Annotated in this window: 10 protein-coding genes; 2 read left to right on the top strand and 8 right to left on the bottom strand. The window is 41.2% G+C overall.

What is annotated here, in order from left to right; translation table 11 throughout:
• Nucleotides 1-18: 18 nt before the first annotated feature.
• The 6 genes from opp4C to LQ50_RS13370 all read right to left on the bottom strand — a co-directional run bounded on the left by opp4C (nucleotide 19) and on the right by LQ50_RS13370 (nucleotide 6,360).
• Nucleotides 19-939 (bottom strand): oligopeptide ABC transporter permease, encoded by a 921-nt coding sequence (gene opp4C / locus LQ50_RS13395; RefSeq protein ID WP_052144755.1) that lies wholly within the window; start codon nucleotides 937-939, stop codon nucleotides 19-21.
• 15 nt (nucleotides 940-954) lie between these two features.
• Nucleotides 955-1,902 (bottom strand): ABC transporter permease, encoded by a 948-nt coding sequence (locus LQ50_RS13390; protein ID WP_034630167.1) that lies wholly within the window; start codon nucleotides 1,900-1,902, stop codon nucleotides 955-957.
• Between the two features lie 85 nt (nucleotides 1,903-1,987).
• Entirely contained in the window at nucleotides 1,988-3,643 is a 1,656-nt protein-coding gene (locus LQ50_RS13385) for a peptide-binding protein (RefSeq protein WP_034630166.1), read from the bottom strand.
• A gap of 149 nt (nucleotides 3,644-3,792) precedes the next feature.
• Nucleotides 3,793-4,827 carry an ABC transporter ATP-binding protein gene (locus LQ50_RS13380; RefSeq protein WP_034630164.1) on the bottom strand — a complete coding sequence of 345 codons (1,035 nt, stop codon included), beginning with the start codon at nucleotides 4,825-4,827 and terminating at the stop codon, nucleotides 3,793-3,795.
• Nucleotides 4,824-5,816 (bottom strand): ABC transporter ATP-binding protein, encoded by a 993-nt coding sequence (locus tag LQ50_RS13375; RefSeq protein WP_034630162.1) that lies wholly within the window; start codon nucleotides 5,814-5,816, stop codon nucleotides 4,824-4,826. Before LQ50_RS13375 ends, LQ50_RS13380 begins: the two co-directional genes overlap by 4 nt.
• Nucleotides 5,817-5,907: 91 nt before the next feature.
• Entirely contained in the window at nucleotides 5,908-6,360 is a 453-nt protein-coding gene (locus LQ50_RS13370) for an Lrp/AsnC family transcriptional regulator (protein ID WP_034630160.1), read from the bottom strand.
• A 483-nt stretch (nucleotides 6,361-6,843) separates the two neighbouring features.
• Here LQ50_RS13370 and LQ50_RS24985 point away from each other — a divergent pair, with 483 nt between their 5' ends.
• Nucleotides 6,844-9,033, top strand: a complete 2,190-nt coding sequence (locus tag LQ50_RS24985; RefSeq protein WP_052144754.1) for a cell wall-binding repeat-containing protein — start codon at nucleotides 6,844-6,846, stop codon at nucleotides 9,031-9,033.
• 267 nt (nucleotides 9,034-9,300) lie between these two features.
• Here LQ50_RS24985 and LQ50_RS24670 read toward each other — a convergent pair whose 3' ends face one another.
• Nucleotides 9,301-11,463, bottom strand: a complete 2,163-nt coding sequence (locus tag LQ50_RS24670; RefSeq protein WP_070808146.1) for a cell wall-binding repeat-containing protein — start codon at nucleotides 11,461-11,463, stop codon at nucleotides 9,301-9,303.
• A gap of 239 nt (nucleotides 11,464-11,702) precedes the next feature.
• Here LQ50_RS24670 and LQ50_RS13355 point away from each other — a divergent pair, with 239 nt between their 5' ends.
• Entirely contained in the window at nucleotides 11,703-12,713 is a 1,011-nt protein-coding gene (locus LQ50_RS13355) for an LCP family glycopolymer transferase (RefSeq protein ID WP_034630159.1), read from the top strand.
• 88 nt (nucleotides 12,714-12,801) lie between these two features.
• On the opposite strand, the gene LQ50_RS13350 is transcribed toward LQ50_RS13355, so the two are convergent.
• A complete protein-coding gene (locus LQ50_RS13350; RefSeq protein ID WP_034630157.1) occupies nucleotides 12,802-13,860 on the bottom strand; it encodes a glycosyltransferase family 4 protein in 1,059 nt (352 codons plus the stop codon).
• Nucleotides 13,861-14,076: the final 216 nt, after the last annotated feature.

The following is a 14,076-nucleotide window of genomic DNA, read 5'->3' as shown; positions in this document are numbered from 1 at the left end:
CCTATAGCCACCCAAAGCTTACTTCTCGACTACCCGCGGATCAAGCGCGTCACGCAGGCCATCCCCGATAAAGTTAAAGCATAATACGGTCGTTAAGATTAATAATCCAGGGAATGTTGGATACCACCAAGCGTTACGGAAAATCGTTACACTTTGGGAGTCTGTCAACATGTTGCCCCACGATGCATTCGGTGGCTGCACGCCTAGACCGAAGAAACTTAACGCCGATTCTGCTAAAATAAAGGACCCGACTGCAAGCGTTGCTGCAACAATGACCGGACCTAATGCATTCGGCAAAATTTGCGAGAAGATAATCCGGATATTAGACATCCCAATGGTCCGAGAAGCTAGCACGAACTCTCGCTTCTTAAGGGATAAGAATTCTCCTCGAACAACACGGGCGGTTCCTGTCCAACTGAGCAAAGCAAAGACCAAAATTAAAATATTAATACTAGGATCTAAAATTGCCACTAACGTAATCAGTAAGAAAATGTTCGGGAATGCAAGGATAACGTCAACAAGGCGCATTAAAATCGCATCAACCCATCCCCCAAAATAACCAGCTACCGCTCCAATTACGGCACCAATCGTAACCGCACCAACCATGGAGGCAAAGCCTACATACAAGGAAACCTGTCCACCGTATAGCAAACGACTGAATAAATCACGACCTAGATGATCGGTACCGAGCCAGTGCTCAGCACTTGGCGCCCCTAAACGATTACGTAAATCTTGATATGCTGGATCATGTGGTGCAAAATAGGGTGCTAACACACAAGCAATCGTAATGATTGTTAAAACGACTAACCCAAAAACCGCTAACTTATTTTGAAAAAACTTTGCAACAATAATGGAAAAGAGGGATCGACGTTCGCCGAGAACTTGACTGTCTTCAACCTCATGTCCCATCTTTTCTAGCTGTGGTTGTTGTAAACTCATGCTCTTCGTCCCTCCTTAATATTCAATCCGCGGATCAAGAACGGCATACAAAATATCTGCAATCAAGTTCCCGATGACTGTAAGTAATGCCCCAAACATCGTGATCGCCATGATGACTGGATAATCACGCTGGAATGTCGCATCGATAAACATTTTTCCAATCCCAGGCCAGTTAAAGACTGACTCAACAATTGCAGAACCACCAATCATCGTTGGCAGCATTAAACCAAACATCGTAATAACAGGGATGAGTCCGTTCCGTAGACCATGCTTATAGATAACACGGCGTTCGCGAAATCCTTTTGCACGAGCCGTACGAATGTAATCCTGATTAACCACCTCTAGCATACTTGAACGCGTATAACGAGTAAGACCAGCCATATCTGCCGTTGCCAATACAAACGCAGGCAAGATTAAATGATGAAGTCTATCCAAAATGCTAAAATCAGCGCCGATTGTGGCTACCCCACCAACCGGTGTCCACCCTAATTGAACAGAAAATAACATAATTAACATAATACCGAGCCAAAAGTTAGGGGTGGCTAGGCCAACAAAGGAACCCATCGTTACCCCGTAATCGGTCAAGGAATATTGCCTTGTTGCTGAGATAACCCCGAACGGTATGGCGATAATGGCTGCAATAAATAAGGATGAAGCCATCAACAATAACGTGTTCGGTAAACGGTCTAAGATCATATCAGTAACCGGTATTTTTCTCGAATAGGATGTACCAAAGTCACCTTGTGCAACATTACCTAACCAACGAACATACTGAACCGGAATCGGATCATTTAATCCTAATCGTTCAATTTGTGCCTCACGTACTTCAGGAGGAATCTCTGGATCTAGGTTCATAATTGCTGGTTTACCAGGTGCAGCGTACATAATAGCAAATGATAGAACGGAAATTCCAAATAGTATTGGGATCATCATAACGACCCTCTTAATGATGTAACTAATCATGATTACATTCCTCACAATCCCTCAAGATAATTTAGTAGAGTAGGAAGGGGAGGGATTCACCCCTTCCCCCCACTACTTGAAGGCTTTATTCAGATACATACCACTCATTAACTTTGTACATGTTAACACGTGGGTGATGAGTGAAGCCTTCGATACGGTTGTTAAGTAACATGTGTTGCTCTGGGTAGTAAAGGAACGTGTAAGGTTGCTCCTCAGCAAGAATCTCATAGATCTCACCAATCACACCCGCACGCTCATCTTGATCGATGATTCGCTTGTTTCCAGCCGCTAACTCATCCACACGGTCATTACGATACGCGATGTTGTTTAGGCCATTTTCAATTTCACGAGAATGCCAAATTGCTGTTGGATCTGGGTCTAATGCCAAGCTCCATGCAAGAACAACAGCGTCAAAGTCATAGTTTGGTGGGTTGATTTGATCTAAGAATGCACCCCACTCCATTTGACGAGGGTTTGCTTCCACACCAATTTCAGCAAGCATTTGTTGAACGATAACACCGATATCACGACGAACGACGTTACCATCGTTTGAAAGAATTTCAAAAGAGAACTTCTCTCCGTCTTTTTCTAAGATTCCATCAGCACCTGGCTCCCAACCTGCTTCAGCTAAAAGCTCTAGAGCGCCTTCTGGATCATAGTCAAATTCAGTCACACCATCTGGGTATGCCCAGCTAAGTGGAGATGCAGGAGCATGTGCAACTTCTGCGCGTCCATCCATGATTTCATCAACAAGTAATTGACGGTCAATCGCCATTGTTAACGCTTGACGAACACGTACATCATCAAATGGAGCACGGTCGTTGTTCCAACCAATATAGTCATAACGTAATGCTAAAACAGAAGAGATACGACCGTGGTCATACGTTTCTGCTGTTGCGATTTCATTAGGAGGTAAAATCATCCAATCAATTTCACCAGTTTCAAAAGCTAAAAGCTCAGCGTTTGTATCAGCAAATACACGGAACGTTACTTTATCAAGATGAGGACGACCCTCAAAATAGTCATCAAAAGCAACTAACTCAATGTATTGTCCATCTTGGTATTCAACAAATTCAAACGGACCTGCACCAATCGGGTTATCACGGTTGTATTCCATATGCTCTTCAAGATCAGCTACTGGAACATCTTCAAGAATATGCTTAGGAAGAATGCCATAACTACTTAAACGAGTAACAAAACTAGCATCAACTTCATTTAATGTAAATGTTACCGTATACTCATCTACCACTTCGATGCTTTCAAGCTCAGTGAAATCACCAGCACGAGGACCAGTATATTCTTCATTAATAAAAATGTCGTAAGTGAACTTAACATCTTCTGCAGTTAGCCCTTCCCCATCATGGAAAGTAACGCCTTCATGAATGGACAAAGTGTACTCTAACCCATCTTCGCTAATTTCAGGAAGTTCCGTCGCAAGCAATGGGTGTAATTCTAAATTTTCATCAGACTCTAAAAGTGTAAGATGAATTAAATCAATAACATCTGAAGACGCAGTGTCTTGTGAATATAATGGGTTAAACGTTACAGGCTCTCCTGACGTACCTAAAATCACACTACCACCAGCAGCCGCTTCCCCTTCAGCAGCATCGTCATCTGTCTCTTCCGTCGGCTCTTCAGCTGGATCTTCAGCTGGAGCATCATCATTGCCACCACAAGCAGCAAGAACAAGCATAAATGCTAGCGCCACACCAAGCAGCATCAACAACTTCTTGTTTAACATCGTATTTCCCCCTTAACTTTTTGTTTTCCAAATGGTTGATTTGCACTTCCCGTTTGAGCTCCCCTCGCTCGGCAACACCTCCCTTACAGAATATAAATGAATCTTCTGAAAATCTTAAAGATTAAAGGAGGTTTCTTGTTCCCCCTAGTTTATTTAGCTTCCAACACGTCATCATTGTACAAATGACATGCGACAAACCGGTCTTTTCGAACTTCCCTGAACTCAGGAATATCGACCTTACAATGATCCATCGCTTTTGGACAACGCGTATGGAACACACAGCCCGTTGGCGGGTTCGATGGATTTGGAATATCTCCTTTTAAAATGACGCGCTCGCGCTTACGCTCTGATGGATGAGATTTGGGCACGGCCGATAACAAAGCTTGAGAATATGGATGAAGTGGTTCTGCATACAAATCATGCTTACTAGCAATCTCCATCATGTTTCCTAGATACATAACCCCGATGCGATCGGAAATATGTTTAACGACTCCTAAATCGTGGGCAATGAACAAATACGTTAAGCCAAACTCTTCTTGCAAGTCTTTCATTAAATTCAACACTTGTGATTGAACCGATACATCAAGCGCTGATACAGGCTCATCCCCAATAATTAATTTCGGATTTAGTGCAAGTGCTCTTGCAATTCCAATCCGCTGACGTTGACCACCTGAGAACTCGTGCGGATAACGATTTGTGTACGATGGGTTCAGCCCGACTTTTCCCATCAATTTTTCGATGTATTCTTGCCGTTCTTTCCCTTTGTAAAGCCCGTGAACGCTTAAAGGCTCTTTTAAAATCGCACCGACTGTTTTACGTGGGTTTAAAGAAGAAAACGGATCTTGGAACACCATTTGAATATCGCGACGGTATTTGAGAAGTTCTCGTTCTTTGAGCTTCGAAATATCTTTGCCATCAAAAATGATTTGTCCTTCTGTCGGCTCGTATAATCGCATAATCGTCCGACCAGCTGAGGACTTTCCGCAGCCTGACTCTCCTACAAGCCCAAACGTTTCGCCTTTTTTAATCGAGAACGTAATGCCATCAACCGCTTTCACATTCCCAACCGTTCTTTGAAAAAAACCTTTTTTAATCGGAAAATACTTTTTTAATCCATTTATTTCAAGCAACACATCGTTGTCTGTACTAGTGTATTTTTCTTTTTCGGTTAGCTGTACACTCATGAATCGTTTCTCCCTTCCTCGTGCAAGAAACATCTTACCTTGCGTCCTCGTTCCACTTCGATTAATTCAGGCTGCTCGTTCGAACAGCGATCTAATGCAAGAGGACAACGTGTGACAAAACGACACCCCTTTGGAAAATTATCAGGAGTTGGTACGTTCCCGGCAATTGATGTTAACCGTTCTTGCTCGACATCTAGTTTCGGAACGGATTCCATTAATCCAACGGTATATGGATGAAGCGGCTTATCAAATAACGGAACAATATCGGCTTCCTCTACGACTTGACCTGCATACATGACAACGACTCGATCAGCCAGTTCAGCAACCACACCTAAGTCGTGAGTAATAAGGATAATAGAAGAATTAAATTTATCACTTAATCCACGCATCAAATCTAAAATTTGAGCTTGTACGGTTACGTCTAATGCGGTTGTGGGCTCATCCGCTATTAATAGCTTCGGATCATTACTCATCGCCATGGCAATCATGACGCGCTGACGCATCCCTCCAGATAAACGGTGCGGGTAATCAGCCAAGATCTCATCTATTCTCGAGAAACCTACTAACTCAAGCATTTCTTTTGCGCGCGCATAAGCTTGTTTTTTCGTGAGCTTCTTGTGGTAGATGAGCGTTTCCATTAATTGATCACCAATCGTCAATACAGGGTTCAATGACGTCATCGGTTCTTGGAAGATCATGCCGATATCATTTCCACGAACTTTAAACATTCGGTCCTGCCCGTGTTTTAACAGATCGTCACCGTTAAACAAGATCTCTCCACCAACCGTTTTTCCACCTGGGGATGGAACCAGCTGCATAATGGATAAGGTTGTCATACTTTTACCTGACCCTGATTCCCCAACGATGGCTACGGTTTCGCCTTCATGTACTTGAAAGGACACATCATCTACAACAGGAAGCTCTTTTCCCTTTTTATAAAAGTAAGTCTTTAAATTACGGACATCTAATAATGGCTGATTTGTCACCATCTTCACCTCATTCATCTTAGAAGACTTTGCAAAAATTATCGCTTTACCTTAATTAAAATTACTAATTATAGCAAGATTCAAAAAATTAATTTTATTTCACTATATAGGAGAATGAATCTTTGTATTGCTTTAGTTCAATGCTCACATCAACGGAAATAACTCCATCCATATTAGCAAGTTCTTTGTTAACAAAATGAACAAGGTCATCATTGTTTTTAAAATAAGCTTGTAAAATTAAGTCGTGACGACCCGAGAATGCACCGACAAAACGAACTTCTTGAAATTGGTTGAGCGTTCTTGCTATTTGTTCCTGCAGCCCTAGCTTAGTTGAAATTCCAATAATAACTTGAACATTTAATCCAATTTTGTTTGGGTCCATATGAATGATAAATTCGAAAACCCCGTCTTTTAACATGCGGTTAATTCGCGTTCGGACCGTTCCTTCACTGACGCTCAACAACTTGGCAATCTCCGTATAGGAACGTTTTCCATTCTCTTGTAAATATCCTAGAATTGAAAAATCAATTTCATCTAATTTATTCATCTGACCACTCTCTTCGATAACGAATTTTGCTAGAAAACTAGTTTATTATTACGAAATTTAATAATTTCACATATTTTTCTGCAAATTTCGTAAATTGGACTAACGTCATTATAAGTGAATAATTCAGCTAATGCAATATTCAATCTTTTTGGAATAATAATTTCTTTGTGAGAATTCCTAACACACAAAAAATAGTTTACGATTTTATATGTCTTTTTCATGAATTTTATCACCAAACTTTTCGAAATTTACAAAATAACTCCCTCATCGCTACGAATTCTCTCACATCAAGTTCCTTACCGACACACTGAAAACAGACCAGTTAGTTTCCTACAATAACTTATGCAAACCCAAGCGTATAATTGGGGTCAGACCCCTCTGTTGTTCTGTACAGTACTGCAGAGGGGTCTGACCCCGGAGTTCACCAAAATGAATACATAACAATTCCTTCTTCTGTGAAACTTAGACAGAGGAGGGATGAGTTTGTATATTGTACGCCATGAATTAATTCCTTATAGAGATGGTTTTAACTTAGTCATTTATTTAGATCCTACCGATATAGCCTTGTCGGAGTTTGCAAGTGAACTCCTTGAACCCAAACCAGATCGTCAAATCCCTATAGCAAAGCAGCATTATGTTGCTAGCCAATTTGACCGAATTAAGATATTTTCAGTGAAGGTAATAGTTGGATCCATGTTAGTCGCCGTTATCCCTTTAAATAAGGATCAAATGACCGTTTCCGCCCAGAGTCAAATTAGTGTCCCAACAGAAACGTATTCCGTCGTTTCTGGTGACACGCTTTTTCTTATAGCTTCTAGATTTAACATAACAGTTAACGAGTTAAAAAATCTAAATAACTTAACTTCTGATGAAATCTTTGTTGGGCAGGCGCTCAAAGTTCCAAGTGGGTCGGAATTAAAGGAAATCATCGAGCTGTTTGGACAAAGCCGGTACGATACAAGTGTCGTTATTTCTAAAGCTGGCTGGAGGGGACAGGCTGACACGGTTGTTTTAGGGCGCGGTGACATTTCCATTGATGCACTATCTGCAAGCGTATTAGCAAAAAAACATAATTCTCCTTTGCTATTGACTCAATCAACGCAACTACCTGCTAGCGTAGCAGCCGAAATTGATCGTCTTAAGCCTAAAACCGTGTATATTGCTGGCGGTGAACAAGCCGTATCACAATCCATCGTTAACCAATTACAAGCAAAAGGGTATCAAGTCGTTCGCATCAGTGGACAAAGTCGTTATGATACATCCGTACACATGGCTAGAGAAGTCCATTCGAAGCCGGCAGAAATCATTTTAACAACAGGTGACAGCAACTCTCCTGATGCTCTTGCCATTGCCCCTTATGCAGGGATCAAACAAATTCCTATTGTTTTCACAGAAAAAGAGCAGCTTCCTAGTACGGTAAGACAGTTCATTCAAGAAAAGAACATAAAAAAGGTCACCATTATTGGTGGAGAAAGTGCTATTAGCAATCAAGTTAGATCGCAATTGAATCAGATTGGCGTCAATGAAATTGAACGTATTTCAGGTCCTAACCGATTTGCTACTAGTGTTCAGATTGCAAACAGGTACAAAGATACGTTTGATTCTAATCAGGTCTTTGTTGCTAGTGGTAGCAGTTTTATTGATGCTTTACCTGCATCGCCACTTGCTGCTATGCAAAAAGCACCCATCCTCTTAACCAATCGAGATTCAGTTCCAGATTCCGTCGGGCAGTGGATGAAGGAAAATAATCACGTAAATACACTCAAGATTGTAGGCGGCACTAGTGTCATCTCTAGTTCAACTAGAAATCAACTAAGTGGTAAAGCGGCTAGTATTTCACCACCTGCGCCTGCACCATCAGAACCATCAGCACCGCCTACGCCACCTCAACCGGAGGCTACGACACAGTTTTATACGGTTCGTTCTGGCGATACATTGTGGTCAATTGCCAATCGTTTTAATACCACACCTGATAGGTTAAGACAATTAAACAATCTCTCAAGCGATCAAATTCATGTGGGGCAAGTATTAAAAGTACCTGGATCAGGAACTGCTGGTTCCCCTAGCAGCCCTCAAGAAAAAACGATAAGCTACACAACATACACAGTCAAAAGCGGAGATAATTTATGGAATTTAGCGATGCAATTTGGAGTTCCGATGAACGAGCTCCTACAGGTGAACAATCTGAATCATAATAGCCAGCTTCGTATCGGCCAAGTCTTGACCGTACCTGTCCATCATATTCCAGTAAAACCCGTTGTCAGCTCAAGACATGGCGAATTGCTAGATTGGTGGACGGAGGCTAGATATGTTTTCTCCACAGGAAAGAATGCCAAAATTACCGATTTCCAAACGGGTCGGACCTTTAATGTAAGACATACGATGGGTGGGAATCATGCTGACAGTGAGCCATTAACTTCTCAAGATGCTCAAATTATGAGAGAAATTTGGGGCGGAGCTTTCTCTTGGACACCAAGAGCTGTGATCGTCGAAGTGGACGGCCGAAGACTAGCAGCAGCTATGCACTCCTTTCCACATGGAGACCATGTCATCCGAAACAATAATTACAATGGTCATTTTTGTATACACTTTCTCAATAGTCAAAGACATAATGATGGCCTCGTTCAAGATTCCATGCAAGTTCAAGTTCAAATCGCCGCAGGCTTAAGATAAAAAGGGGTCAGAAAAGGCCACTGAAAAAGGGTAATATTCCCTTTTTCAATGGCCTTTTAAGCAATGAGCGTAACCTTTGCTTTGTCTTAAAGCCTGCTATGAGTGGGTTTCATAGGTGCAAACTTGCTTTGCACCGGCAGCCGACTTTAGGAGGCTCATGTTTCTCGTAGCAGGCGCGCAACGTGTGGAATGCTACTTCCGCGAATTTGCTAAAAGAGACTTTTTCAGTGGCCTTGCAAAACCGTGCAAAGGGGTCTGACCCCGAAATCATTTCATCACTTTTCTCACTTCATTACGGACCTCTGCATGAATGGCACTATTTCCGCCTAAGAAGTGAAGGTCTGTCTTTGTCTGCTTTTCCTGCTCCAACCAGGTCTTAACAGATATCGGCAAGGATGTCGGCGAAGTTAAAATAATCGGCGCCTCGTTCATCGCCGCTAACGGGGATCCGGGTAATGCATCAACAAAGCTAACCCCACTCGCAAAGAACACTTTATTACTACTAAAAGAGTCACTAAATCGATCTGCAATGGCAAGGCTCGTTTGGTAACGGTCGCCTCCTGACACTCGTTCCACACTCGCCACTCCTAATTGTTTCAACTCAGCAACAACGCCTTCACTAATAGCCGATGTTCCACCAATAACAGTCACTTTTTCAATTCCCTTGTCCCTTATATAAGAAACAACAGAAGACGGCAATTGATCTTTAGTCGATAAAACAATTGGAATTTGTTCCATCCCTGCATAAGGAGCAACAGATAACGGATCTGAGGATTGCTCATTCCCTGTTGTTAAAATGATCTCTTTTGGACCCTCTATTTCATTAGCCATCTCAATAGCTGTATCGTACCTAGATTTCCCACTGATTCTTATGACATCATAGCCTGCTCTCTCTAGTTTCCTTTCAATATCTTTTGATATCGCCACTTCTCCACCAGCCAAATAGATTTTCTTCGGAGCTAGCCGATTGATCTCCTGCTCGACTTCTTGTGGGAGTCGATTGGATTGTGTTAAAAGCAATGGAGAATCGTGCTTCTTTGCAAGCACACTTCCTGTTAAAGCATCAATTGGTACATCCCCTCGTCCTAGTACGACTGCATCTGAGCCGTCTTGCCAACCATACTGAGATATAACGACACTCGTCTCAAAACGAGTCCCTCCTTGCAGTTCTGTAATCGGAATCGCGGCTTCTAAATCAATTGATTTAGAAGGGTCTATCCAATTGCCATAACTGCTCCATATAACTGGGTTTTCTTGTCCGAGTGCCCAACTGCCTGTTCCTTTTAAGTTATATTTATGAACCAGCTCTGCTTTTGCTTCTAATGATTTTTCATTCTCAAACCACGCTGTATAAGTACCTGCTCGGTAATCGGTCCAACCTATTTTTGTCGGTTCACGTAACGTAAATCGTGCATAGGGAGATTGACTTTTTTCATCAAAGGTAATTGTCCCATTATTTTCGGCGACTAATTGCTCAATATGTGCCTTTGGAACGCCTTGTCCACCCGTTGCTTCTCCATCTATCCAATACCGTCCAAAAAAAGGCAGACCTAATACAACTTTTTCAGAAGGTGCATAGGTTAATAAGTGCGAAATGGAGCGCTCTACCCATTGATAACTAGCCACAGGTCCAGCCGGTCCGCCATGAAAGCTCTCATCATATGCCATAAGCATTAAATAGTCAGCGTACTCGGCAAGCTTTTTATAATCATAGCTTCCATGCCAACCTGTCTTCCACCCATTGGGATTGGCGGCAACCGCAACAGAAACTTCTTTATCATCTGGTAGCTTATCTCGTAAAAGACGTACCAAATCAGTAAATTGATCACGGTCAGCCTCTGTCACATTTTCAATATCAACATTTACCCCATCTAAATTATGTTTCATGATCATATCTGCTATTTGCTGCGCAAGCTTCTCCCGATTCCTTAATCCAGCACGCCCCAATTCACGGTCCCAATGATTGCTTAAAAACGGAACAACTTTGACTCCCCTTGTATGCATCGCATCAATAAAAGCTGGATCAAATTGCCATGATAAATCAAGCGATCCATCCTCTTTTAGATCAAAGTAACTTGGGGAAACCACTTGAACTTGTCCTTGCGTCCGGTCAACATAGCTGATCTGGGTCCTTGTATCACCGAAAAACAGGTAAGACATCGTAAAATCGGCCGCCTCGGCTTTTCTTTCCTGAAAAGGAACAGAGAAAAGCAACATGGATCCAACCATGATCGAGATTGTTCTTACCTTCATTTTCGGAAAAGACTTCTTAACATAAGCAATGGAAAGTTGGTCCAACTTGGCCTTTTTTCCTTTATCGACTTCTCCTAGTTCATTTGCAAATTCCGTAGTAAACGGGTCGAGGTATAATATAACATCATATCCGTCCCCGTTTTTTATTGCCTTTGAATAAAGGATCTCTATATTCATCCAACCACCTTCTTTTCCAATAGTTCATTTCTTTCTAATATGAACAAGTACACCGAGAATATGCTTTAGAAGTTTCTCACTAAAATCGACAATCTCCTATCATTCTCTACTAAATTCCTCAATCTTCTTCTTTACGTAGAGAGTCTTTTTCGATACTATTAAATTGGACCGTTATATTAATATTAAGGTTCTATATATTTTTTTATGGTTATAAACTATATTAAAAGCGAGGTACTGCAATGGCGCATATAAAAAAGAGGAAGACTAGGCGGAGGAAAAAGGCTCTCTTACGTATGCTATTACTAGTATGTGTGATTTCTTTTGTAGCAGTTGGCGGTACTGCAACCTACTTCATCTATAAATTATCAAATGTTACAGCCAATACACAGGTTGAACTTGACCGAGGAGATAAGTCAGAGAGACGTGAGCAACCTGTTGATCCGTCAAAAGATAATATTTCTGTATTAATATTAGGTCTTGATGACCGCGATGGAGAACTTCGAGGTCGCACGGACGCGATGCTTTTAGCAACCTTTAATAAAGAATTAGGAAGCATTAAGCTTCTAAATATTCCAAGGGATTCCCTAGTGGAAATTCCAGGTCGTCTAAACCGCGACAAAATCAACCATGCACATGCATTTGGCGGACTTGAAATGACGATTAATACTGTTGAAAATCTTTTTGACATTCCAGTTGATTATTATGTCTCATTAAACTTTATTGCATTCATGGAAATTATTGATGCATTAGGCGGCGTTGAAGTTGAAGTTCCTTTTACCTTCTCAGAAATGAATAGCAACGATGAGAAGGGAACCATCACCTTGTATGAAGGAATGCAAACATTAAATGGAGAAGAAGCACTAGCATTCTCTAGAATGCGGAAACAAGATCCACGAGGCGATCACGGACGTGGCGAACGCCAACAAGAGGTTATCAAAGGGATCATATCAAAGGCAGCTTCCCTCTCTTCTATTACAAGCTATGGGGACATCATGGATAGCCTTGAAAGCCATCTTGCTACGAACTTAAGCTTTGGAAACATCTTAGCTCTACATTCGTATTCATCGGCTTTAAATGACATCGAGTCTTTAACTCTTAGAGGAACTGATGTACGAATCAATGGTGGTTACTATTATGACCTTACTCCAGACTCTGTAGATGAGCTCTCTAAGACATTTCAATCACACCTAGGATTAATTGAGATAGAAGAACCACTTGAAAATCAAGAAGAAGAAACTCCTTCCTACTAGAAGGAGTTTCTTTCTTTTGTGAAGTTATAGTAATACACCATCCCAAACGACAAAGAAGCGACTAGAACGTGGTCTAGTCGCTTCTGTCTTATCCATATCGTCTGCTTGCATTTTTCACTCGTCTTACGAAATTCATCATTGGTCTATATTCCGAACTAACTAAACCAACTCGCTCAACGATAAACTCAATCGCTATAATTAGGACGCACATAATCATCACAGAAATCCACAATGTAGACATGGTTAACATGACAGCCCCAACACTAAAGAATGCTGTGATCGCATAAATAACAAGTACCGTTTGCTTATGAGAAAGCCCTAAACGTAATAAACAGTGATGCAAATGCGATTTATCTGGAGCTGATAACGGCTGCTTGTTCACAAAACGTCGAACAATAGCAAATAATGTATCCGATATCGGCACCGCTAATATAATAACAGGGATGATTAATGAGAACACTGTAACATTCTTAAATCCTAACAGAGCAATAACAGAAATCATATACCCTAGAAACAGCGCTCCGGTATCCCCCATAAATATTTTAGCAGGATTGAAGTTGAAAATTAAAAACCCTAATGTACTACCAAGTAGCATGACGCCTAAAGAGGCAACAAAAACATCCCCCATAAAGATGGCAAGTGACGATATGGTGATTAACACAATTGATGATACACCAGCCGCAAGTCCATCTAACCCATCAATAAGGTTAATGGCATTTGTAACCCCAATAATCCAAAGCAACGTTAAAGGAATACTAAACCATCCTAAATGCAGCTCACCATTAAATGGTAGATTAATATACTCAACTCGTACATCTCCCAAAATGACGACAACAGCTGCGATGATCTGACCAGCTAATTTCCACTTAGCTGACAGTTCCATTAAATCATCAAGAACTCCTGTGAGAATGATAATAAAGCTCCCTATAATGATCGGAATCACATAAGGGCTATCCGGTTGAAGAATTACAAATCCAATTAAAAAACCTATATAAATAGCGAGTCCACCCAGTCTAGGCATAACCTTCTGATGAACTTTACGGTAATTCGGGTTATCTACAGCACCAATTTTGATCGCAAAACGTTTAATAAACGGCGTAATAATGACAGTTGCCAAAAAGCAGATCAATAACGTTACATAAATCATATTGACCCTCCTAAGTTTGTAAGCCAACTAAAACAACGATTCTAATTAACTTTGAGATTGGTCATAGTTTTGTCTATACCAAGAAGGATTATAGCATAACCAAAATAGAATAGCACTCATATTTAATAAAATTGCATGATCGTACACATTTTTACTTAATTAAAGAAGGCACTGAAAAAGGGCGGTTTTCCCTTTTTCAGTGCCTTCTAAGCAATG

Origin of the sequence: Halalkalibacter okhensis (genome assembly GCF_000787375.1) — a bacterium.
Lineage (GTDB): Bacteria > Bacillota > Bacilli > Bacillales > Bacillaceae_D > Halalkalibacter > Halalkalibacter okhensis.
This window is presented reverse-complemented; position numbering and strand designations above follow the sequence as displayed.